At 45.7% G+C, this 22,413-nt stretch carries 20 protein-coding genes and 5 tRNA genes; 2 read left to right on the top strand and 23 right to left on the bottom strand.

Annotation, left to right across the window (positions count from 1 at the left end; genetic code table 11):
• Positions 1-15: 15 nt before the first annotated feature.
• The 20 genes from rpsG to rpsU all read right to left on the bottom strand — a co-directional run bounded on the left by rpsG (position 16) and on the right by rpsU (position 16,512).
• The gene (gene rpsG, locus BQ7489_RS00715; RefSeq protein WP_072529627.1) at positions 16-492 is read right to left on the bottom strand and encodes a 30S ribosomal protein S7; all 477 of its coding nucleotides are present in this window, start codon (positions 490-492) and stop codon (positions 16-18) included.
• A gap of 146 nt (positions 493-638) precedes the next feature.
• A complete protein-coding gene (gene rpsL / locus BQ7489_RS00710) occupies positions 639-1,043 on the bottom strand; it encodes a 30S ribosomal protein S12 (protein ID WP_072529626.1) in 405 nt (134 codons plus the stop codon).
• A 421-nt stretch (positions 1,044-1,464) separates the two neighbouring features.
• The gene (locus BQ7489_RS00705; protein ID WP_072529625.1) at positions 1,465-1,791 is read right to left on the bottom strand and encodes a DUF3467 domain-containing protein; all 327 of its coding nucleotides are present in this window, start codon (positions 1,789-1,791) and stop codon (positions 1,465-1,467) included.
• A gap of 137 nt (positions 1,792-1,928) precedes the next feature.
• Positions 1,929-6,215, bottom strand: coding sequence for a DNA-directed RNA polymerase subunit beta' (gene rpoC / locus BQ7489_RS00700; protein WP_072529624.1), 4,287 nt, complete (start codon positions 6,213-6,215; stop codon positions 1,929-1,931).
• A gap of 75 nt (positions 6,216-6,290) precedes the next feature.
• A complete protein-coding gene (rpoB, locus tag BQ7489_RS00695; protein ID WP_072529623.1) occupies positions 6,291-10,103 on the bottom strand; it encodes a DNA-directed RNA polymerase subunit beta in 3,813 nt (1,270 codons plus the stop codon).
• 125 nt (positions 10,104-10,228) lie between these two features.
• Positions 10,229-10,603 (bottom strand): 50S ribosomal protein L7/L12, encoded by a 375-nt coding sequence (rplL, locus tag BQ7489_RS00690; protein WP_072529622.1) that lies wholly within the window; start codon positions 10,601-10,603, stop codon positions 10,229-10,231.
• Between the two features lie 77 nt (positions 10,604-10,680).
• Positions 10,681-11,196 (bottom strand): 50S ribosomal protein L10, encoded by a 516-nt coding sequence (gene rplJ, locus BQ7489_RS00685; protein WP_072529621.1) that lies wholly within the window; start codon positions 11,194-11,196, stop codon positions 10,681-10,683.
• 16 nt (positions 11,197-11,212) lie between these two features.
• Positions 11,213-11,911, bottom strand: a complete 699-nt coding sequence (rplA, locus tag BQ7489_RS00680; protein WP_072529620.1) for a 50S ribosomal protein L1 — start codon at positions 11,909-11,911, stop codon at positions 11,213-11,215.
• Between the two features lie 16 nt (positions 11,912-11,927).
• On the bottom strand, positions 11,928-12,371 hold the full coding sequence (rplK, locus tag BQ7489_RS00675) for a 50S ribosomal protein L11 (RefSeq protein WP_072529619.1): 444 nt from the start codon (positions 12,369-12,371) through the stop codon (positions 11,928-11,930).
• Positions 12,372-12,431: 60 nt separating this feature from the next.
• Positions 12,432-12,974 (bottom strand): transcription termination/antitermination protein NusG, encoded by a 543-nt coding sequence (nusG, locus tag BQ7489_RS00670; protein WP_072529618.1) that lies wholly within the window; start codon positions 12,972-12,974, stop codon positions 12,432-12,434.
• Between the two features lie 14 nt (positions 12,975-12,988).
• On the bottom strand, positions 12,989-13,183 hold the full coding sequence (gene secE, locus BQ7489_RS00665; protein WP_072529617.1) for a preprotein translocase subunit SecE: 195 nt from the start codon (positions 13,181-13,183) through the stop codon (positions 12,989-12,991).
• 15 nt (positions 13,184-13,198) lie between these two features.
• A tRNA-Trp gene (locus tag BQ7489_RS00660) sits at positions 13,199-13,271 on the bottom strand.
• Between the two features lie 55 nt (positions 13,272-13,326).
• The gene (gene tuf, locus BQ7489_RS00655; protein ID WP_072529616.1) at positions 13,327-14,520 is read right to left on the bottom strand and encodes an elongation factor Tu; all 1,194 of its coding nucleotides are present in this window, start codon (positions 14,518-14,520) and stop codon (positions 13,327-13,329) included.
• 45 nt (positions 14,521-14,565) lie between these two features.
• Positions 14,566-14,637 (bottom strand) — tRNA-Thr (locus tag BQ7489_RS00650).
• Positions 14,638-14,655: 18 nt separating this feature from the next.
• Positions 14,656-14,728: transfer RNA gene (locus tag BQ7489_RS00645), tRNA-Gly, on the bottom strand.
• A 6-nt stretch (positions 14,729-14,734) separates the two neighbouring features.
• Positions 14,735-14,817: transfer RNA gene (locus BQ7489_RS00640), tRNA-Tyr, on the bottom strand.
• A gap of 56 nt (positions 14,818-14,873) precedes the next feature.
• Positions 14,874-14,947: transfer RNA gene (locus BQ7489_RS00635), tRNA-Thr, on the bottom strand.
• Between the two features lie 97 nt (positions 14,948-15,044).
• Entirely contained in the window at positions 15,045-15,344 is a 300-nt protein-coding gene (hpf, locus tag BQ7489_RS00630) for a ribosome hibernation-promoting factor, HPF/YfiA family (RefSeq protein WP_072531955.1), read from the bottom strand.
• A gap of 16 nt (positions 15,345-15,360) precedes the next feature.
• Positions 15,361-16,242, bottom strand: a complete 882-nt coding sequence (locus BQ7489_RS00625) for a tyrosine-type recombinase/integrase (protein ID WP_072531956.1) — start codon at positions 16,240-16,242, stop codon at positions 15,361-15,363.
• Between the two features lie 78 nt (positions 16,243-16,320).
• The gene (rpsU, locus tag BQ7489_RS00620; protein WP_072529615.1) at positions 16,321-16,512 is read right to left on the bottom strand and encodes a 30S ribosomal protein S21; all 192 of its coding nucleotides are present in this window, start codon (positions 16,510-16,512) and stop codon (positions 16,321-16,323) included.
• A 170-nt stretch (positions 16,513-16,682) separates the two neighbouring features.
• Between rpsU and BQ7489_RS00615 the strand changes: the two genes are divergently transcribed.
• Both BQ7489_RS00615 and BQ7489_RS00610 read left to right on the top strand, forming a co-directional pair.
• On the top strand, positions 16,683-18,470 hold the full coding sequence (locus BQ7489_RS00615; protein WP_072529614.1) for an aminopeptidase P family protein: 1,788 nt from the start codon (positions 16,683-16,685) through the stop codon (positions 18,468-18,470).
• Positions 18,471-18,481: 11 nt separating this feature from the next.
• Positions 18,482-19,024: a gamma carbonic anhydrase family protein gene (locus BQ7489_RS00610; protein ID WP_072529613.1), complete on the top strand. Its 543-nt coding sequence runs from the start codon at positions 18,482-18,484 to the stop codon at positions 19,022-19,024.
• 67 nt (positions 19,025-19,091) lie between these two features.
• On the opposite strand, the gene BQ7489_RS00605 is transcribed toward BQ7489_RS00610, so the two are convergent.
• The 3 genes from BQ7489_RS00605 to BQ7489_RS00595 are packed head-to-tail and all read right to left on the bottom strand — an operon-like array spanning position 19,092 to position 22,350.
• Positions 19,092-20,117, bottom strand: coding sequence for a threonine aldolase family protein (locus BQ7489_RS00605; RefSeq protein WP_072531954.1), 1,026 nt, complete (start codon positions 20,115-20,117; stop codon positions 19,092-19,094).
• A 37-nt stretch (positions 20,118-20,154) separates the two neighbouring features.
• The gene (locus BQ7489_RS00600; RefSeq protein WP_072531953.1) at positions 20,155-20,865 is read right to left on the bottom strand and encodes a response regulator transcription factor; all 711 of its coding nucleotides are present in this window, start codon (positions 20,863-20,865) and stop codon (positions 20,155-20,157) included.
• Positions 20,866-20,913: 48 nt separating this feature from the next.
• Positions 20,914-22,350, bottom strand: a complete 1,437-nt coding sequence (locus BQ7489_RS00595) for a sensor histidine kinase (RefSeq protein ID WP_072529612.1) — start codon at positions 22,348-22,350, stop codon at positions 20,914-20,916.
• Positions 22,351-22,413: the final 63 nt, after the last annotated feature.

The raw sequence follows: 22,413 nt of genomic DNA, 5'->3' as shown, positions 1-22,413 counted from the left end.
ATTAATTATACCTGATTAAAATCTGAAGTGAGCGAAAGCACGGTTAGCTTCTGCCATACGGTGCATATCTTCCTTACGTTTGAAAGCACCACCTTGTTCGTTGTACGCATCAAGGATTTCAGCAGCCAACTTATCGGCCATTGACTTACCACCGCGTTTACGAGCGAAAGCGATCAAGTTTTTCATTGAAATTGACTCTTTACGGTCAGGACGGATTTCTGTCGGAACCTGGAAAGTCGCACCACCGATACGGCGAGACTTAACCTCCAGCTGCGGAGTCACATTGTCCAAAGCTTTTTTCCATACCTCCAAAGCAGATTTTTCTTCTCCAGGAAGCTTAGATTCAATAGTTTTCAGCGCGTTATAGAAGATTTCATAAGAAGTATTCTTCTTTCCATCATACATCAGATGGTTAACGAATTTGGAAACCTTCTGATCGTTGAATACCGGATCCGGAAGGATCACACGTTTTTTTGGTTTTGCTTTTCTCATTTTGTTTGATAATAATGTTTAGTTTGGGGCTGCATTTCTGTTTACTTCAACGCTTCCTCCGAAGCATTTACTCAACCTTAAAGCTTTTCCAACAAACCAAAACGAATTAATAAAAGTCTTTTTTAAAGGATTGTACTCAGCCAAGATTATTTCTTACCTTTTCCAGCCGGAGCCTGTCCTGGTTTCGGACGTTTAGCACCATATTTGGAGCGTCTCTGTGTACGACCTGCAACACCTGCAGTATCCAATGTACCGCGAACGATGTGATAACGTACACCCGGAAGGTCTTTCACACGACCACCACGTACCAATACGATTGAGTGTTCCTGCAAGTTGTGGCCTTCTCCCGGAATATATGAGTTAACTTCCTTAGAGTTTGTCAGACGCACACGGGCAACTTTACGCATTGCTGAGTTCGGTTTCTTCGGAGTAGTAGTATAAACACGAACGCAAACGCCACGTCTCTGCGGACATGAATCCAGCGCAGGTGATTTACTTTTATCTGCCAGAACCGTTCTTCCTTTTCTTACTAACTGTTGAATAGTAGGCATTTTGTTTGATTTTTAATTGTTATATATTTTGTTTATTGTTTTCCAATCCTTCAGCGAAACTATACATTTCGGGCTGCAAAATTACAAATAACTTTTTAATAACCAAACTGTTTTACAATAAAAAACAGGTTTTCTTCAAAAAAATCTTTTTTCACCTGGCCTATCGCATCATTGATACAGTTCCTATAGCTTCCATTCTACTCTGGCTATCTACACCCGGACAATCTGAACCGAAAAACAAAACTCCCATCCCCCTGATTAGCAAGATGTATACCCAATAGGCCATATCTGTCTGCATACTCCGGATCGGATATATAACTGACCGGAACTCGGTACAGACCGGAACACACAGATTCCCACAGCCTGCTCCTGCCGTTAAGACAGAAAGACTGTGGGAATCTACTCTTTATAACAAAAAGAATCAGGCCTCACCCTTGAAATCACTCAACGGCGGCACAAAAGTCTTGCTGCCAGCCTGCTGTTCTTCGGGCATACGGATGGGGCCGAAATTCTGCTCGTACTTCACCACATTGTCCTGCAACGCATACATCAGACGTTTGGCATTCTCCGGAGTCATGATAATACGTGACTGAACTCCGGCCTTAGGCATTCCCGGCATGATACGTACAAAATCCAAAATAAACTCTGAAGTAGAATGAGTGATAATAGCCAGATTGGCATAAGTACCTTGGGCAATCTCATCCTTCAATTCAATCTGAAGCTGGTTATTGTTATTTTCGTTTTCCATGATAAAATATAATTTATAAAACAAAGAATATTGTTAGTGACGCAAATATAGGGAAAAAGTCTGTCGGCATCAATAAATCGACAAAAAAAGGATGTGCCCATACAGACACATCCTTTCCTAACACATGTATATGGATATTATTCCACTTCACTATAATCGAGCACATTCTTACGGTTAGCCAGAATACGGTCGTATTCCTCCTTGGAACCTACAATGATCTTCTCGAACTCACGCTGACCGGTACCGGCAGGAATCAGATGACCACAGATCACATTTTCCTTCATACCTTCCAGCTTGTCGACCTTTCCGTTGATGGCAGCTTCATTCAAGACTTTGGTAGTCTCCTGGAATGACGCAGCCGACATGAAGCTTGAAGTCTGCAATGCCGCACGTGTAATACCCTGCAGGATCTGAGTAGATGTAGCAGGAACCGCGTCACGCACTTCAACCAGCTTCAGGTCACGACGTTTCAACATACTGTTCTCATCACGCAACTTACGTGCTGTCACAATCTGCCCCGGCTGCAAGTTCTGCGAATCACCGGCATCGACAACAACCTTCTTGCCCCAGATACGGTCATTTTCTTCATTGAACTCAAGACGGTCTACAACCTGCTGTTCCAGGAAGCGGGTATCACCCGGTTCATCAATCTGGACTTTACGCATCATCTGGCGTACAATAATCTCAAAGTGCTTGTCATTGATCTTCACACCCTGCAGACGATATACATCCTGAATTTCATTTACAATGTATTCCTGTACGGCCGTAGGGCCTTTGATAGCCAGAATATCGGCCGGAGTAATTGCACCGTCCGACAAAGGTGTGCCGGCACGTACATAGTCGTTTTCCTGAACCAGAATCTGCTTGGACAATGCCACCAGGTACTTACGTACATCACCGGTCTTGGATGTAACGATAATCTCACGGTTACCACGTTTGATCTTGCCCATTGTAATTTCACCGTCTATTTCAGAAACGACTGCCGGGTTCGACGGGTTACGTGCTTCAAACAGCTCGGTAACACGAGGAAGACCACCGGTAATATCACCGGCCTTACCTACGGCACGAGGAATCTTGACCAGAATATTTCCGGCCTTGACTTGCTGTTTGTCTTCTACTACCACATGTCCGCCTACCGGCAGGTTATAGGTACGGATCACGCCACCGTTTTCATCCAGAATATGCAAAGAAGGAATCTTCGTCTTGTCCTTTGATTCAGTAATGATGATTTCACGCAATCCGGTAGCTTCATCCGATTCAACTTTATAAGTGACATTTTCGATTACCGATTCGAAATCAATCTTACCGGAAGCTTCTGTCACGATAACAGCATTGAACGGATCCCATTTGGCTATCAACTTGCCTTTCTCAACCACTTCTCCGTCCGAAGCATACAGTTTTGAACCATAAGGTACGTTATGGGTCGATAATATAATACCTGTATTTATATCAACGAAACGCACTTCAGCCAGACGGCCAACCACAACCTTAACCGGTTCACCAGTCTCTTCTACGGCATCAACCGTACGCAGCTCTTCGAATTCCAGACGTGCATCATTTTTGGCAACAATACTTGCATTGGCTGCCATATTACCGGCAATACCACCGGCATGGAATGTACGCAAGGTCAACTGAGTACCCGGTTCACCGATTGACTGTGCGGCGATGACTCCAACGGCCTCACCCTTCTGGACCATACGGCTGCTTGCCAGGTTACGTCCGTAACACTTGGCGCACACCCCCTTCTTGGATTCACAGGTCAATACCGAACGGATTTCCACACTTTCAATCGGAGAATCTTCGATTTCCTGCGCAATAGGCTCGGTAATTTCTTCACCGGCAGCTACAATCAGCTTACCTGTCGTAGGATGTATCACATCGTGTACAGAAACACGTCCCAGGATACGTTCATATAATGTAGCGATAACCTCATCGTTATTCTTCAAGGCTGTACATACCAGTCCGCGCAATGTACCGCAATCTTCCTCATTGATGATCACATCATGGGAAACGTCTACCAGACGACGGGTCAGATAACCGGCATCGGCCGTCTTCAACGCCGTATCGGCAAGACCCTTACGGGCACCGTGGGTAGAAATAAAGTACTCAAGCACAGACAAGCCTTCCTTAAAGTTAGAAAGGATCGGGTTTTCAATGATCTGTGCGCCTTCGGCACCGGCTTTCTGCGGCTTGGCCATCAAACCACGCATACCGGACAGCTGGCGGATCTGTTCCTTAGAACCACGGGCTCCGGAATCCAGCATCATGAATACAGAGTTGAATCCCTGGTCATCGTTCTTCAAGGTCTTGTACAGGATATCCGACAAGTCACTGTTAACATGTGTCCATGTATCGATAACCTGGTTGTAACGTTCATTGTCGGTAATGAAACCCATGTTATAGTTCATCATGATCTGTTCGATCTCTTCATTACCCCGTTTTACCAGTTCTTCCTTTTCTTTCGGGATGATGATATCACCCAGGTTGAATGACAGACCACCTTCGAATGCCTTACGGTAACCCAAGTTCTTGATACCGTCCAGGAATTCGCAGGCACGGGCAACACCGACAGTCTTGATGACATTGCTGATGATATCACGCAATGACTTCTTTGAGATAATGGTATTCAGATAACCACATTCATCCGGAACCAGTTCATTGACAATAATACGTCCTACAGAAGTTTCCTTGATCATCTTCTTGACAATATTACCGTTTTCATCCAGGTCGTTTGTCAATACACTGATGATTGCATGGATATCTACCTTACCTTCGTTATAGGCAATCATTGCTTCTTCCGGACCGTAGAAAATCAGTCCTTCACCTTTGGCTCCCTTACGCAGTTTGGTAATGTAATACAGACCAAGTACCATATCCTGTGCAGGTACAGTGATAGGTGCCCCGTTAGCCGGGTTCAATATATTGTGTGACTGGAGCATCAACATCTGAGCTTCCAGAACAGCTTCATTGCTCAAAGGCAAGTGAACCGCCATCTGGTCACCGTCGAAGTCGGCGTTGAATGCCGTACATGCCAACGGGTGAAGCTGGATGGCCTTACCTTCAATCATCTTCGGCTGGAATGCCTGGATACCCAGACGGTGCAGTGTCGGGGCACGGTTCAGCAGAACCGGATGTCCTTTCATTACATGTTCCAGGATATCCCAGATTACAGGTTCTTTCCGGTCAACGATCTTCTTTGCCGATTTCACGGTCTTCACGATACCTCGTTCAATCAGTTTGCGGATAATGAACGGCTTGTAAAGTTCGGCAGCCATCAGTTTCGGAATACCACATTCACCCATCTTCAGTTCCGGACCTACGACAATTACGGAACGGGCAGAATAGTCGACACGTTTACCCAACAGATTCTGACGGAAACGTCCCTGTTTACCTTTCAAGCTGTCTGAAAGAGATTTCAACGGACGGTTTGAATCTGTCTTCACTGCACTTGACTTACGTGAATTATCGAACAGCGAATCGACAGCTTCCTGCAACATACGCTTTTCATTACGCAGGATCACCTCCGGAGCCTTGATTTCAATCAGTCGTTTCAGACGGTTGTTACGGATAATTACACGACGGTACAGATCGTTGAGGTCGGAAGTAGCAAAACGACCACCATCCAACGGAACCAACGGACGCAATTCCGGCGGAATTACCGGTACGATACGTACAATCATCCATTCCGGTTTGTTGCGCCCACGTGAAGCACGGAATGATTCAACCACCTGCAGACGTTTCAAAGCCTCGTTCTTACGCTGCTGTGAAGAGTCATTGTTTGCCTTATGACGCAACTCATATGAAAGGGCATCCAGATCCAGACGGGTCAGCAAATCATAAATAGCTTCGGCACCCATCTTGGCAATGAACTTGTTGGGGTCACTGTCTTCCAGATATTGGTTATCTTTCGGAAGTGTATCCATAATCTGCAGATACTCTTCCTCAGACAAAAGGTCATATTGATTGACACCATCCTCAGCCTTTACACCCGGCTGAATCACTACATAACGTTCGTAGTAGATAATGGCATCAAGTTTCTTTGTCGGCAAGCCCAGCAGATAACCGATCTTGTTCGGCAAAGAACGGAAATACCAGATATGTGCTACCGGTACTACCAGCTGGATGTGACCGCTACGTTCACGACGAACTTTCTTTTCTGTCACTTCCACACCGCATCGGTCACACACGATTCCTTTGTAACGGATACGCTTGTACTTACCGCAGTGACATTCGTAGTCTTTTACCGGTCCGAAGATACGTTCACAGAACAAACCGTCACGCTCCGGTTTATAGGTACGGTAGTTGATGGTTTCCGGTTTCAAAACCTCACCATATGAATTCTCCAGAATTTCTTCCGGTGAAGCCAGACCAATCGTAATCTTCGAGAAATTACTCTTTATCTTAGTATCTTTTCTAAAAGCCATACTTTATATAATGATATAGTTTGATAGTTGAGTGTCACCGGCCGTCAGTCAAGACTTCGGCCGGCAACTGATAAATTATTCCAGTGTTATGCTTAAGCAAAGACCTCTCAATTCATGCAGCAATACATTCAGAGATTCAGGAATACCCGGAGTAGGCATAGGTTCACCCTTGACAATGGCTTCATAAGCCTTGGAGCGTCCTACCACATCATCCGACTTGATTGTAAGGATTTCCTGAAGTACGTGAGCGGCACCGAAAGCCTCAATTGCCCAAACCTCCATTTCTCCGAAACGCTGGCCACCAAACTGTGCTTTACCACCAAGCGGCTGCTGAGTAATCAGAGAGTACGGACCGATAGAACGCGCATGCATCTTATCTTCAACCATGTGACCCAGTTTCAACATGTAAGTAACACCTACCGTTGCCATCTGGTCAAACTGCTCACCTGTTCCACCGTCATAAACTACGGTCTTACAATAACGGGGCAGACCGGCCTTGTCAGTCCACTTGTCCAAATCATCCATAGAAGCACCGTCAAAGATAGGAGTAGCGAACTTCACACCCAGCTCTTTTCCGGCACGTCCCAATACGGCTTCAAAAATCTGACCGATATTCATACGTGAAGGCACACCCAACGGATTCAATACGATATCTACCGGAGTACCGTCGGCAAGGAACGGCATATCTTCCTGACGTACTACACGAGATACGATACCCTTGTTACCGTGACGACCTGCCATCTTGTCGCCGACACCGATCTTACGTTTCTTGGCGATATAGACTTTGGCCATCTGGATAATGCCTGAAGGAAGTTCGTCACCGATAGTCAATGCAAACTTCTTACGCTTCAATTCGGCATCCAGTTCTTTATATTTCTTCAGATAGTTCATGATCAGGTCACGGATCATGTCATTCTTATGCGCATCTGTTGTCCATTTGCTCAACTGAACTACTGCATAATCCAATGACTCCAGGTCATGCTTGGTAAACTTGGCACCCTTGGCAATGACTTCCGTTCCCAAATAATCCTTGACACCCTGAGATACCTTGTCGGCTGTCAATACCAACAGTTTGTCGATCAGGATTGTCTTCAATGCCGCAGCCTTTTCTTCGAATTCTTCATTCAGTTTCGGCAGGATAGCTTTATCGGCATTCTTTTCGCTACGTGTCTTGATAACACGTGAATACAGTTTCTTGTCGATCACTACACCACGTAAAGATGGAGAAGCCTTCAACGAAGCATCCTTCACATCACCGGCCTTGTCACCGAAGATGGCACGTAACAGTTTCTCTTCCGGAGAAGGATCAGACTCGCCCTTCGGAGTAATCTTACCGATCAGGATGTCTCCCGGCTCAATATGGGCTCCCACACGGACAATACCGTTTTCATCCAGATCTTTAGTAGCTTCCTCGCTCACATTCGGAATATCGGAAGTCAGTTCTTCCATACCGCGTTTGGTTTCGCGGACTTCCAGAATATACTCGTCAACATGCACTGAAGTAAGGATATCCTCACGGACTACACGTTCGTTCAATACGATAGCATCCTCATAGTTGTAACCTTTCCACGGCATGTATGCTACCAGCAGATTCTTACCCAACGCCAGTTCACCGTTAGCGGTAGAATAACCTTCAGTAAGGATATCACCTTTCTTTACGCGCTGACCTTTATCGCAGATCGGACGCAGGTCAATAGTCATACTCTGGTTTGTCTTACGGAATTTCGGGATATGATATTCCTTCAATGCAGGTTCGAAGCTTACGAACTCTTCATCTTCCGTACGGTCATACAGAATACGGATTGTAGTTGCATCCACGAAATCAACCACACCGTCCCCTTCAGCTGCAATCTGTGTACGTGAATCCTCACACAACTGACGTTCAATACCGGTACCGACAATAGGAGCTTCTGTCTTCAACAATGGAACAGCCTGGCGCATCATGTTAGATCCCATCAATGCACGGTTCGCGTCATCATGTTCAAGGAACGGAATCAGTGATGCGGCAATAGAAGCAATCTGCTGTGGAGACACATCCATCAGTTCTACCTGATCCGGAGTGACAACCGGATAATCGGCATCACGGCGTGCCTTGACTTTATCACGGATAAATGTACCGTCGTCGTTCAGCGGTGCATTACCCTGGGCAATGATCTTATCGGTTTCTTCTTCGGCCGACAGATATTCGATACCTTCAGGCGACAAGTCGACAACTCCGTCTTTCACTTTCCGGTACGGAGTCACAATAAATCCCAAATCATTGATCTTCGCATATACACACAAAGAAGAAATCAGACCGATATTAGGACCTTCAGGAGTTTCAATCGGACACAGACGGCCGTAATGGGTGTAGTGTACATCTCGCACCTCGAATCCGGCACGGTCACGTGACAGACCGCCAGGACCCAAAGCCGACAAACGGCGCTTGTGAGTAATTTCGGCCAACGGGTTTGTCTGGTCCATGAACTGTGACAAAGCATTTGTACCGAAGAATGAATTGATGACCGACGAGATTGTCTTGGCATTAATCAGGTCGATCGGAGTAAACACTTCATTGTCGCGTACATTCATACGTTCACGGATGGTACGTGACATACGTGCCAGACCGATAGCAAACTGGTTTGACAACTGCTCACCCACTGTACGCACACGACGGTTACTCAAATGGTCGATATCATCCACATCTGCCTTTGAGTTGATCAACTCGATCAGATACTTGATGATCTCGATAATATCTTGTTTGGTCAATACCTTGACATCCATAGGAGTATCCAGATTCAACTTCTTGTTGATACGGTAACGTCCCACTTCACCCAAGTCGTAACGCTTTTCAGAGAAGAACAGGTTATTGATTACTTCACGTGCACTTGCGTCGTCGGCAGGATCTGCATTACGCAACTGACGATAGATGTATAATACCGCTTCCTTTTCCGAGTTACTCGGGTCTTTCTGCAAGGTATTGAAAATGATGGAATAATCAGAAGAATTGGCTTCTTCATTGTGAACGAGGATGTTCTGTACACCCGATTCCAGAATCAGATCGATATGTTCCGGTTCGATGACAGTCTCACGGTCGATGACTACCTCGTTACGTTCAATGGAAACCACTTCACCGGTGTCTTCATCAACGAAGTCCTCAGTCCAGGTCTTCAGGACACGCGCCGCCAACTTACGGCCGATAATCTTCTTCAAGTTTGCCTTGTTTACCTTCACGTCTTCGGCCAGGTTGAATATTTCAAGGATATCCTTGTCATTTTCAAAACCGACAGCTCTCAACAGGGTAGTGACAGGCAACTTCTTCTTACGGTCGATGTAGGCATACATCACGTTATTGATATCCGTTGCAAACTCAATCCACGATCCTTTGAACGGAATAATACGTGCCGAATACAACTTAGTACCGTTAGCGTGTATACTCTGTCCGAAGAAAACGCCCGGAGAACGGTGCAGCTGTGACACTACAACACGTTCGGCACCATTAATGACGAAAGTACCTTTCGGAGTCATATATGGGATAGGTCCCAGATATACATCCTGGATCACAGTATCAAAATCTTCGTGATCGGGGTCAGTACAATAAAGCTTCAATTTAGCTTTCAAGGGAACACTATAAGTCAATCCGCGTTCGAGGCACTCCTCAATCGTATAATGAGGCGGATCGATATAGTAGTCAAGGAACTCGAGCACGAAGTTGTTTCGGGTATCAGCTATCGGAAAATTTTCGGCAAATACCTTATACAAGCCATCGTTCTTTCGCATTTCCGGTGGAGTATCTAACTGTAAAAAGTCTTGGAATGACTTCAACTGCACTTCCAGGAAATCCGGATACTTCATCGGATTCTTAACAGAAGCAAAATTAATTCGTTGATTATTAGTATTTGAAGACATCTGTATGGAGTTATAATGAATATTTTCAGGTTAAGAGACCTGTGTAACTTAATATAGACGCAAAAAGGTTAAGAATCCCCCTGAGAGGGGACTCTTAACCGAACTGCCTGATTTACAGGATAATCTTATTTAAGCTCAACTTCAGCTCCAGCTTCTTCCAAAGTTTTCTTCAAAGATTCAGCTTCGTCCTTAGCCAAACCTTCTTTTACTGTGCTAGGAGCACCGTCAACCAAGTCTTTTGCTTCTTTCAAGCCAAGACCACAAGCTTCTTTAACGGCCTTAACAACCTGCAGTTTAGCTGCACCAGCGCTTTTCAAAACTACGTCGAATGAAGTCTTTTCTTCAACAGCAGCTGCACCAGCAGCAGGACCAGCAGCAACAGCTACAGCTGCAGCAGCAGGTTCAATACCATATTCTTCTTTAAGGATAGTTGCAAGTTCATTAACTTCTTTTACTGTCAAGTTAACTAATTGTTCTGCAAAAGCTTTCAAATCTGCCATTTTTGTATGAATTTAATTGTTTGTTACAAATAGAATTAATTAAAGTTGTTTTGTGATTCTTCAACATGCTACGTACATTATTCTGCACGTTCTGCCAATGTCTGAAGAACACCGTGAATGGTGTTGCCACCTGATTGAAGAGCTGAGATAACGTTCTTCGCAGGAGACTGCAGCAATGCAATGATATCTGCGATAACTTCGTTCTTGCTCTTGATTGTTGCCAAAGCTTCGAGCTGATCTGCACCTACATAGAAACCTTCTTCAGCATAAGCGGCCTTCAATGCAGGAACACCGTCTTTGTATTCTTTCAGCAACTTAGCAGGAGCGTTTGCCGTTTCGCAGAACATAACTGCCGTAGTTCCCTTCAAAGAATCGAACAATGGTGAATAATCAACATCGAAGCTCATCAAAGCTTTGTGAAGCAAAGAATTCTTCACAACTATCAGTTTGATACCGGCCTTGAAACATTTTCTACGCAATTCGCTGGTAGAAGCAGCGTCCATAGCAGCTGTATCAACGATGTAAAAATGTCCGTATTGCTTAACGGTATCAGCCAACTGACCAATAATTACGCCTTTATCTTCCTTTCTCATGATTCCTCCTTAATTATTAGATTTCGTCTACAGTCTTAGGGTCAATCTTAATACCCTTACTCATAGTACTTGAAAGATAAATACTCTTAATATAAGTACCTTTAGCTGTGGTCGGTTTCAGTTTGATGATAGTAGCGATAAATTCCTTCGCATTTTCACGGATCTGGTCAGCAGTGAAAGAAACCTTACCGATTGATGTATGAACGATACCGCTCTTGTCAACCTTAAAGTCAATCTTACCTTGCTTAACTTCCTTAACAGCTTTAGCTACATCCATAGTCACAGTACCACTCTTCGGGTTCGGCATCAATCCACGAGGACCGAGGATACGACCCAGAGCACCGATCTTACCCATGATAGACGGCATAGTGATGATTACATCAATATCTGTCCATCCACCTTTGATCTTTTCAATATATTCATCAAGACCAACATAGTCAGCACCAGCTTCTTTTGCAGCAGCTTCAACATCCGGCGTACACAGAACAAGTACACGGACTTGTTTACCTGTACCATGAGGAAGAGAAACAACACCTCTTACCATCTGGTTTGCCTTACGAGGGTCTACACCTAAACGTACGTCAATATCCAAAGAAGCGTCAAATTTAGTAAAAGTGATATCCTTTACCAACTGTGAAGCTTCCTTCAGTGAGTATGCTTTCCCTGCTTCAATTTTTTCTGCAGCCAACTTTTGATTTTTTGTCAGTTTACCCATTATCAATTGAAGTTAATTAGTTATTACCCGGGAAGTCACCTTTTACAGCGATACCCATACTTCTAGCTGTTCCTGCTACCATTGTCATAGCAGACTCGATAGTAAAGCAGTTCAAGTCAACCAATTTGTCCTGAGCAATAGCACGGATCTGATCCCAAGTAAGCTCAGCAACTTTCTTACGGTTAGGCTCTGCAGAACCGCTCTTAATCTTGGCTGCCTCAAGCAACTGAATTGCTACCGGAGGAGTCTTGATTACGAAATCGAAAGACTTGTCTGAATAGTAAGTAATGATTACAGGTAGAACCTTACCTGCCTTGTCCTGGGTTCTGGCGTTGAATTGCTTGCAAAACTCCATAATGTTGATACCTTTAGAACCCAAAGCAGGACCTACAGGTGGTGATGGATTTGCTGCGCCTCCTTTAATCTGTAATTTGATTTGTCCAGCAACTTCTTTAGCCATTTCTAAATAAAATTTAAATATAAATGTTTAACGAATGAATGATAACACGTAACAGATGCATCATTCTTTTTCCACATCCGTAAAGCCTAATTCGAGCGGTGTCTTCCGACCGAATATCTTGACCATAACCTTCAGCTTACGTTTTTCCGCGCTCACTTCTTCAATCAAACCACTGAAGCCGCTGAACGGACCAACGGTAACTTTCACTGTTTCTCCTACGGTGTAAGGAATATTTGTATCCTCACCCGCTTCCTGAAGCTCATCTACCGTACCCAGTATTCGATTCACTTCCGACTGTCTCAACGGAACCGGATGGTCAAGGCCACCCAAGAAGCCGATTACATTTGTGATGTTTCTCAAATGATGGGCAACCTCACCTACCAATGCGGCTTCTACCAAGACATAACCAGGGAGATAAGTTCTCTCCTTCACGATTTTCTTGCCATTACGGACCTGATAAATCTTTTCGGTAGGAATCAAGACCTGAGATACGTATTCGCCAAGGCTAGTATTGCGCATTTCTGCCTCAATATATTCCTTCACCTTGGTTTCCTTACCACTTACGGCACGCAAAACGTACCATTTCTTTTCAATCTCAGCCATCTTTTACTGTTAAATTAGTGCGGGTAGATAACATCTTCCATAATAAACTGGAAGGCAGAATCCATAAGGAAAACAACGAGTGCAATTAGCAGGGAAGCATATAAAACAACTACTGCACTACCAGAAAGTTCTTTACGAGTAGGCCATGAAACTTTATGGACTAGTTCGTCATAAGATTCTTTACAATAATTCGTTATCTTTTTAAACATATTCTTCAAAATTTGCACGGGAAGAGAGACTCGAACTCCCGACACTCGGTTTTGGAGACCGATGCTCTACCAACTGAGCTATTCCCGTAAAAATAGTTCCCGAAAAGGCTCCGGGAACTATCCAATATTATTCAGAGATTGTATTAGTCGAGAAGTTCAGTAATCTGACCAGCACCTACTGTACGACCACCTTCACGGATAGCGAAGCGCAGACCTACATTCAATGCAACCGGGTAGATCAATTCTACAGTGATAGTTACGTTATCACCCGGCATTACCATATCTGTTCCTTCCGGCAAAGTGATTTCACCTGTACAGTCCATAGTACGCAGATAGAACTGAGGACGATATTTGTTGTGGAACGGAGTGTGACGACCACCTTCTTCTTTCTTCAGGATATAAACCTCAGCTTTGAATTTAGAGTGAGCCTTAACCTGACCCGGGTGACACAGAATCATACCACGTTTGATTTCGTTCTTGTCGATACCACGGAGCAACAAACCTACGTTATCACCAGCTTCACCTTCATCCAAAATCTTACGGAACATTTCAACACCAGTTACAACTGATTTCTTATCTTCACCAAGACCCAGGATTTCAACTTCGTCACCAACTTTAACGCGACCAGCTTCGATACGACCTGTTGCTACAGTACCACGACCAGTGATTGAGAATACGTCTTCAACCGGCATCAAGAAAGGTTTATCTACATCACGCGGAGGCAGAGGGATCCAAGTATCAACTGCATCCATCAGTTCGATAATCTTATCTTCCCATTCTTTCACACCGTTCAATGCACCCAGTGCAGAACCACGGATGATAGGAGTATTGTCACCGTCGAAATCATAGAATGACAGCAGTTCACGCATTTCCATTTCAACCAGTTCCAACATTTCTTCATCGTCAACCATATCACACTTGTTCAGGAATACAACCAAGCGCGGTACGTTTACCTGACGAGCCAACAGGATATGTTCACGAGTCTGAGGCATCGGACCATCAGTTGCAGCAACTACGATGATCGCACCATCCATCTGAGCAGCACCAGTTACCATGTTCTTTACATAGTCGGCGTGTCCCGGACAGTCAACGTGAGCATAGTGACGATTTGCAGTTTCATATTCTACGTGAGAAGTATTGATGGTAATACCACGTTCCTTTTCTTCCGGAGCGTTATCGATCTGATCGAAAGACTTGATTTCGTCAGCTTTAGTGAAACCTCTTTCTGCCAATACTTTAGTAATAGCAGCAGTCAAAGTTGTCTTACCGTGGTCAACGTGACCAATCGTACCAATGTTCACATGCGGTTTGGTGCGTTCAAATTTCTCTTTAGCCATAGCTTTACTTATTTATTTTGATTAATAATCAGCTTACAATTCGCGAGCTGTTACCGGGACTTGAACCCGGGACCTCTTCCTTACCAAGGAAGTGCTCTACCGCTGAGCTATAACAGCAAAAAGAAGAAATTAAAGAGCGGAAGACGGGACTCAAACCCGCGACCCTCAGCTTGGAAGGCTAATGCTCTATCAACTGAGCTACTTCCGCAACAAGTGGGCAAAGATGGATTCGAACCACCGAAGGCGTAAGCCAGCAGATTTACAGTCTGCCCCATTTGGCCACTCTGGTATTTGCCCAACTTTCTTTCAAAGAACAACAGAGAAAACTCTGCGCTTTTCTGCTTTCTTCCTTGAGCCTCTTGTCGGATTCGAACCAACGACCCCGAGATTACAAATCACGTGCTCTGGCCAACTGAGCTAAAGAGGCAAAAACTTTGCAGTCACTACGTACAAGATATTCCAGTAGCTTAGCGGCTGCAAAGTTAGCTATATTTTTTTAACCACAAAACTTTTTTGTAAAAAAATCATTTACCTTGCTGCTTTTCTTTCGATTTCAACAGCTGTTTAGACAATGCATCCATGCATACGTCTATCGATTCTTCGAATGTATCGCTTATTTTCTCTGCGTAAAACTCTGTATTCAGCGCAAGTACGCGTACTCCTGCTTCCTTGTTCATCGCCGTTTCAGGCTTTACTACTTTCAAAGACACCTCTACTTTCTTTATATTATCGCAAAACTTCTCGAGCTTCTCAGCCTTCTTCTGAATGAAAGCTTCCAGTTTTTCAGATGCATCGAAATGAATTGATTGAATTCTCAGTTCCATAAATACCTCCTTTTCTTTACGCTCTAGGATGAGCTTGTTCATAAACTTTCTTTGATTCTTCAAAAGTCGTATGCGTATAGACTTCAGTCGTTGTCAGGCTTTCATGTCCAAGCAACTCTTTCACCGACTCCAGCTCCGCATGATGGTTCAGCATCGAAGTCGCGAAGGTATGCCTCAGCACATGAGGGCTTTTCTTCTTCAGCGTTACAACTTTTGCCAAATTGCTTTTCACCAACAAATAAACCATCCCGTTCGACAAGGCTCTGCCGTCATTTCTGACAAACAACGCCTCACATGTACCCGGAACAGCCTCGTTCCTTACCGAAAGATAGGCAGTCAGATCTTCCTCCAGCTCTTTGCCGAAAGGAATCAGCCGCTGCTTGTTTCTCTTTCCCGTCACTTTTATCAGCCCCGCCGAAAAATCAATGTCACAATCCTTCAGGCCTACCAGTTCGGAAAGACGCACCCCCGTAGCATAGAACATTTCTATTATCATACGGTCGCGCACAGCCTTGAAGCCGTTGCCGAAATCGGTGTCATCCAGCAGACGATCCATATCCTTTTCCTTTACGAAAACCGGAAGAGGCTTCTTTTTTTTCGGTCCCTGTACTTTCCGTACCGGATCGGAAGCGATTTCCTTTTTCCGCAGCAGATAGCGATAAAACGACCGGAGCGAACTAAGCTTCCGATTTACCGAAGTTGCGGTATAGCCTGCATCCATCAGTGAGACAACCCACCCCCGGATAACATCCGCATCTACCGTGGTAAAATCCAGACCCTCGTCCACTCCCTTAAAGTACCCCTCAAACTTGTCCAGATCTATGCCGTAGCAGACAACCGTCTTCTCCGAATAATTCCTTTCATAACGGAGGTACTCCAAAAAAGATTCTTTCAACATAAGAAACATCGCCTTTGTTATTCAGCAACGAATTTATGAAAAAGAATTCAATAATTCAAATTAATTTTGCAGAATTAATTATTCTTCTGTCTGTTGCATTTTTTGAACGTAAATGGCACGTTCCATCTTCAGTCTCTTCAAAACAGACGGTTTGTCATACTGCTGTCTGTTTCTCAGTTCTTTTACAACACCTGTTTTTTCAAATTTTCTTTTGAATTTCTTCAGCGCTTTTTCAATGTTTTCGCCTTCTTTTACTGGTACTACAATCATGTTTTTTAAATTAAGTATGTTGTTATTAAATTATTTCGCATAGTCGAATAGCGGCGCAAAATTACACATAGTTTCTTTATTTACAAAACTTTCCACTATATTTTCTTGAAAATTACACAGAAATACTACCTTTGTTATTTATAACAGATAAAAGAAAACAGGTTATACTTATGAAAGAAAAGATAAAAGAAAGAATATCCGCCATGCGGAATTTCATGCAGAAAAAGGGGCTGGCTGCCTTTATAGTGCCCAGTACCGACCCTCATTCGGGCGAATACGTCCCGGCCTATTGGGAGTCACGCAAATGGATTTCGGGATTTACCGGATCTGCCGGAACTGCTGTCATCACACTGGATCAAGGCGGTGTATGGACCGATTCACGCTACTTCCTGCAAGCTGCCGACCAGCTGGAAGGAACAGGACTGCTCCTGTTCAAGGACCGGCTTCCGGAAACGCCATCGGTGCCCGGATGGCTGGGAAGTATCCTGACTCCAGGCAGCAAGGTAGGTATAGACGGATTGGTGAATACTACAGCCGAAGCGAAGGCCTTGAAGCATGCCCTGAACGGCTATGGTCTGGAACTGGAACCGGTCGACGATCCGTTCACCGAACTATGGACCGGCCGTCCTCCGTTACCGCTGGACCCTCCGTTCATCCTGCCGGAGACCTATTCTGGCGTTTCATGCCACGACAAGCTGGAACAGATCCGTGACAGTCTGCACAAGAACCACGCACAGGCCATTCTCATCTCCGCACTGGATGAAATAGCCTGGACCTTGAACCTGAGAGGTTCCGACGTACATTGCAATCCTGTATTCGTAAGCTACCTGCTTGTCACAGACAAAGAGGCGTATCTTTATATCCTTCCTCAAAAGATCACTCCCGAAATCGGACAATACCTGGAAGCATGCCATGTCGGTATCCGTCATTATCATGATATTGCGAACGACCTGAAACACTTCCGGGAAGGAGTTCTGCAACTTTCGGACGAAACGAACTATGCCCTGTATCTGGCAGCCTCATCGGCCACACAGATAATCATGGCCCCGTCTCCTGTAAAATACCTGAAGGCAGTCAAGAATCCGGTCGAAATTGCCGGCTACCACAAGGCTATGAAACGTGACGGCATAGCCATGGTACGCTTTCTGATGTGGCTGAAAGAAGCGGTCAGGAACGGAAAGGAAACGGAAATGAGTATCGACAGGAAATTGTACGAATTCCGCTCTGCCCAAGACTTGTTCAAGGGAATCAGTTTCGATACGATAGCCGGATACCAGGAACACGGTGCAATCGTACATTACGAAGCCACTCCCGAAACAGCCTCCACACTGAAACCAGAAGGGCTTCTGTTGCTGGACAGCGGCGCCCAATACATGGACGGGACAACCGACATCACCCGCACGATAGTCCTCGGACCGGTCACGGACGAACAGAAAAAAGACTATACGCTGGTATTGAAAGGCTTCATAGCCTTGTCGCAGGCCGAATTTCCACAAGGAACCTGCGGTACACAACTGGACGTTCTGGCACGTCAGTATATGTGGAAAGCTGGAATCAACTACGGGCATGGTACCGGTCATGGAGTCGGACATTTCCTTAATGTACACGAAGGTCCCCACCAGATACGTATGAATCATATGCCTGCCCTGCTCCAGCCGGGAATGACGGTAACAAATGAACCCGGTATATACAAGGCCGGCCGGTACGGTATCCGGACCGAGAATACCATGCTGATAGTCGAAAGCCAGAAAACCGAATTCGGAGACTTCTACAAATTCGAGCCGCTCACTCTCTGCCCTATCGACAAAGAAGCCATCTGCAGGGAAATGATGACTCCGGAGGAAACGGAATGGCTCGACAGTTACCATAAAAAGGTATACGACACACTGTCTCCCCTGTTGGATCCGCAGGAACAGCTATGGCTTGAAAAGGCCTGTAAACCTTTATCCGAACTTTAATACGAAAATCTATGGCACTTATCAAATCTGTAAGAGGCTTTACTCCGAAAATAGGAGAAAACTGTTATCTGGCCGATAACGCGACAATCATTGGAGATGTGGAAATGGGACGCGACTGCAGCATCTGGTTCAATACGGTGCTGCGGGGAGACGTAAATTCAATCCGTATAGGAGACCGGGTCAATATCCAGGACGGCAGTGTGCTTCACACATTATATGAAAAATCGACTGTTGAAATCGGGAATGACGTATCCATCGGACATAACGTGACCTTGCACGGGGCATGCGTGAAAGACAACGCCCTGATAGGCATGGGAGCCACTTTACTGGACTATGCAGTGGTAGGCGAAGGGGCCATCGTAGCTGCCGGAGCACTGGTCCTCTCCCATACGGTTATCGAACCGCACACACTTTGGGGAGGGGTTCCCGCCAAATTCATCAAGAAAGTGGATCCGCAGCAAAGCAAAGAACTGAACCAGAAAATAGCCAACGGTTATCTTATGTACGCTTCCTGGTTCAAAGACGAAGAAAATAAAGATAATACAGGAAAATAAAGACCAGAACCGGCTGGGAAACCGGAATCTCACAAAATTCCTGGTTCCCCGGCCGGAATATGATGATCTACAGCTGACTGACAAGCACTTTTACATCTTCCTCACGGGTAGCCCAACTGGTAGCGATACGTACTGCGGTATGATCTTCATCTACCTTCTCCCATACTTCCACTCCTATGGTCTTTGAAAGCTCTTCCAGGCGCTTGTTGTCCATAATGACAAACAACTGGTTGGTTTCCGGCCCGATCAGGAACTTATATCCCCTCGCGCACAAAGCCGATACGATACGGTCGGCCATATCAATGGCGTGGCGGGCAATACGCACGTACAGATCGTCGGTAAACAACGTATCGAACTGGATTCCCAACAGACGGCCCTTTGCCAACAGCACACCACGCTGCTTTACTATGGTATCAAACTGTTTTACCAGTCCCGGACGAGGAAATACGACAGCTTCACCGAACAATGCCCCTACTTTCGTTCCACCTATATAGAACACATCACACAAAGCAGCTACATCCTTCAAGGTCACGTCGGTTCCATGTGCAGCCAGGCCATATCCCAAACGGGCACCGTCCAGGAATAACGGAATCTGATGCTTATGGCATACAGCCGACAGAGCCTTCAGCTCATCCAACGTATACAACGTACCGTATTCGGTAGGATGGGAAATATATACCATGGCTGGAGCTACCATATGGTCCCAGCTCGGCCCGGCATAAAATTCGGTAATATAGTTATCCACATCGGTAGCCGACAGCTTTCCGTTGTGATGCGGCAATCCCAGTACCTTGTGTCCGCCAGCTTCCACAGCTCCGGCTTCATGCTGGTTGATATGACCGCTTTCAGCTGCTATCACTCCTTCATACGGACGGAGCATCGAAGTGATGACCGTAGCGTTGGTCTGTGTACCGCCAACCAGAAAATGTACTTCAGCCTCCGGACACCCGCAAGCATTGCGGATTTTTTCACGGGCCTCGGCACAGTAATGATCAGTTCCATACCCTGGAGTCTTCTCCATGTTTGTCTGCATCAGGCGTTCCAGTATCAGCGGATGGGCGCCTTCCATATAGTCACTTAAAAAATATTGCATCATACCTTTTTTATTTAGTTATTCTATTTTATTCAATTCATGATTCTATTATACCTTCTTCAAGCACCAGTCCTACCCCCTTGACTGTCCTTATCTGCACACTGCTGTCGGAGGCCAGCAATTTACGCAGACGTGATACAAAGACATCCAGACTGCGGGAAGCAAAATAATCGTCTTCCGTATTCCAGAAGCGGGACAGGATCACGTCTCTTTTTACAATCTTCCCTTTCTGCTCGCACAGCAACCGCAGCAGCTGTGCCTCACGGACGGTAAGCAGATGCTCTCCATCCACTTCCGAATGAAGGACAGCACGCTCTGCATCAAAACGGAAATGCTTGCCTATGGAGAAAACAGCTTCATCCTCCGAAGCCCGCATTCCCTTCGTCATCTTCAGGAGAGCGGTTATATGGGCGTTCAACTCTTCGGGCAGAAAAGGCTTTTTCACATAATTGTTCACCCCCAGCTCATACCCTTTCACCACATCCTTGGGCGAAACCCGTCCGGAAGTGAACAGAATCGGCGTGAAGGGATCGGTCTCACGGATACGTCGCACCATCTCATACCCGTCCATGACCGGCATTTCAATATCGGATACAATTACGTCGGGATGCTGTTCTTTCCAGAGTTTCAAACCTTCCTCACCGTTCGGAGCGGTCATCACCTCATAACCGCCCACCATGTCTTCCAGTCCTCCCTGAATAATGTAACAGAGGTTGGAATCATCTTCCACCAACAACAGTCTGATCATATCTGCAGCCATTCGTGTAATCTCCCATGCATTTTTAACGATTCATCTCTATATATCAGAAGATCCCGGTTCCGCCTCCTGCCTCGGAAAGAAGACAGAAAACTCACTGTATTCTCCCTCAATGCTCTCTACCTTGACCTGACCTCCATGAGCTTCCATAATCCGGAACACATAATTCAGTCCCAGACCGAAACCGGCTGCACCTCCCTTACGGCTTCTACCGGCAGCCGAAGCCCGCTCGTATTTCTCGAAGATCTTGCTCTGGTCTTTCAACGGGATACCGAACCCGTTATCCCTGACACGGACAACATCCGTCCCGTCGGCCAAAGAAGCCGAAGAAAAAGTAATCTCCACTGCATCACCCGAATATTTCAGCGCATTGTCGATAAGATTGCTCAACGCCTCTTTCAGAAATTCCTCATCGGCATAGACCGTTTCCTGTTCCAGTTGCCAGTGATATGTGACCGGCTTCTCTGCCTTCTCTCTGTATTTTTCTGCCAGATCCTCCAGAATCGGACGCAGTGCGCAACATTCCTTGACCAGCTTCAACTGATGGTTCTCCAGCTTCGATATCGTCAGGACCTTGTTGGCCAAAGCCAGGAGATGTTCCCCTTCCTCCTTCAGGATCCGGAAATAACGGGCTTTCTTCTCCGGCTGAGTGTCCAGACGCCCGCTTTCCAGCACTTGAGTGCCCATAATAATGGAACTGAGAGGTGTCTTCATATCATGGATCATGGCATAAGAGAAATCTTCGCGCATCTTGGCAATCTTGTCCTGGCGGAAAATGATACGGATCTGGTAAACGATACAGACTATGACCAGTATCATGACCAATACGGTAGCCAGCAACAGCAAGGTCATGTGCCTGAATACTGTCTGATAGGGATTGGTAATGACACCCTGAAGAAAAAGTGTTTCACTTGTATTTGCCGGAACTTCCGATGTCCTGATCAGACGAGAATCCTCCAAGGCTATCCCTTTGGATTTCTTTACAACATTTCCGGCCGAATCCAACATGCAGGTCATTACATCGGCATGGATCCCGACGGAGTCCAACAATACGGTATAGATGGAATCCAGATCATGAAAATTGATGCCTTTCCTGCTCAGGGCATATATCCGCTCCTGGAAAAGTCCCTGTGTCTTCGATTCCAACAGGCTGCGCAGTTCCCTCTCATCAACTCCGGCACCGGACATTCCCGGCGCATCAGGGGTATCGGGTTTACCCGGAATCGAGTCATTATCCCATTCCATGCTGAAACTCAAGTACATGCTCATTGTTCCATCCTTCAATCCCCGCTGCTGCCTCCACTGATCGGCACGATGAAAAACCTCCAGCAGGGTCGCATCCCTGAACAGGTTGTCGCTTTGGGCCTGCACGCTGTCGCGCGTAAGCTTATAAGTATTGGTCAGCCAGATATATTGCAGTTCTACAATCGCTACCAGACCCACCACAGCAATCCACCAGATATGTTTCGATTTCATCTTATCCGAGTTCTTCCGTCTTGTCCTTCAGCCAACAGTAGCCCGAAAGTCCGGTTTCCGTAT

This window comes from Bacteroides ilei, assembly GCF_900128495.1.
Classification (GTDB): Bacteria; Bacteroidota; Bacteroidia; order Bacteroidales; family Bacteroidaceae; genus Phocaeicola; species Phocaeicola ilei.
This window is presented reverse-complemented; position numbering and strand designations above follow the sequence as displayed.

What these genes read in the sequence shown, in the direction of transcription:
- BQ7489_RS00610 (WP_072529613.1), top strand. Translation starts at nt 18,482, where the DNA reads ATGGCACTTATCAAATCTGTAAGAGGCTTTACTCCGAAAATAGGAGAA.
- BQ7489_RS00615 (WP_072529614.1), top strand. Translation starts at nt 16,683, where the DNA reads ATGAAAGAAAAGATAAAAGAAAGAATATCCGCCATGCGGAATTTCATG.
- nusG (WP_072529618.1), bottom strand. Translation starts at nt 12,974, where the DNA reads ATGGCTGAGATTGAAAAGAAATGGTACGTTTTGCGTGCCGTAAGTGGT.
- BQ7489_RS00705 (WP_072529625.1), bottom strand. Translation starts at nt 1,791, where the DNA reads ATGGAAAACGAAAATAACAATAACCAGCTTCAGATTGAATTGAAGGAT.
- BQ7489_RS00625 (WP_072531956.1), bottom strand. Translation starts at nt 16,242, where the DNA reads ATGTTGAAAGAATCTTTTTTGGAGTACCTCCGTTATGAAAGGAATTAT.
- rpsU (WP_072529615.1), bottom strand. Translation starts at nt 16,512, where the DNA reads ATGATTGTAGTACCAGTAAAAGAAGGCGAAAACATTGAAAAAGCGCTG.
- BQ7489_RS00605 (WP_072531954.1), bottom strand. Translation starts at nt 20,117, where the DNA reads ATGCAATATTTTTTAAGTGACTATATGGAAGGCGCCCATCCGCTGATA.
- hpf (WP_072531955.1), bottom strand. Translation starts at nt 15,344, where the DNA reads ATGGAACTGAGAATTCAATCAATTCATTTCGATGCATCTGAAAAACTG.
- rpoC (WP_072529624.1), bottom strand. Translation starts at nt 6,215, where the DNA reads ATGGCTTTTAGAAAAGATACTAAGATAAAGAGTAATTTCTCGAAGATT.
- rpoB (WP_072529623.1), bottom strand. Translation starts at nt 10,103, where the DNA reads ATGTCTTCAAATACTAATAATCAACGAATTAATTTTGCTTCTGTTAAG.
- rplJ (WP_072529621.1), bottom strand. Translation starts at nt 11,196, where the DNA reads ATGAGAAAGGAAGATAAAGGCGTAATTATTGGTCAGTTGGCTGATACC.
- tuf (WP_072529616.1), bottom strand. Translation starts at nt 14,520, where the DNA reads ATGGCTAAAGAGAAATTTGAACGCACCAAACCGCATGTGAACATTGGT.
- secE (WP_072529617.1), bottom strand. Translation starts at nt 13,183, where the DNA reads ATGTTTAAAAAGATAACGAATTATTGTAAAGAATCTTATGACGAACTA.
- BQ7489_RS00600 (WP_072531953.1), bottom strand. Translation starts at nt 20,865, where the DNA reads ATGATCAGACTGTTGTTGGTGGAAGATGATTCCAACCTCTGTTACATT.
- rpsL (WP_072529626.1), bottom strand. Translation starts at nt 1,043, where the DNA reads ATGCCTACTATTCAACAGTTAGTAAGAAAAGGAAGAACGGTTCTGGCA.
- rplL (WP_072529622.1), bottom strand. Translation starts at nt 10,603, where the DNA reads ATGGCAGATTTGAAAGCTTTTGCAGAACAATTAGTTAACTTGACAGTA.
- BQ7489_RS00595 (WP_072529612.1), bottom strand. Translation starts at nt 22,350, where the DNA reads ATGAAATCGAAACATATCTGGTGGATTGCTGTGGTGGGTCTGGTAGCG.
- rplK (WP_072529619.1), bottom strand. Translation starts at nt 12,371, where the DNA reads ATGGCTAAAGAAGTTGCTGGACAAATCAAATTACAGATTAAAGGAGGC.
- rpsG (WP_072529627.1), bottom strand. Translation starts at nt 492, where the DNA reads ATGAGAAAAGCAAAACCAAAAAAACGTGTGATCCTTCCGGATCCGGTA.
- rplA (WP_072529620.1), bottom strand. Translation starts at nt 11,911, where the DNA reads ATGGGTAAACTGACAAAAAATCAAAAGTTGGCTGCAGAAAAAATTGAA.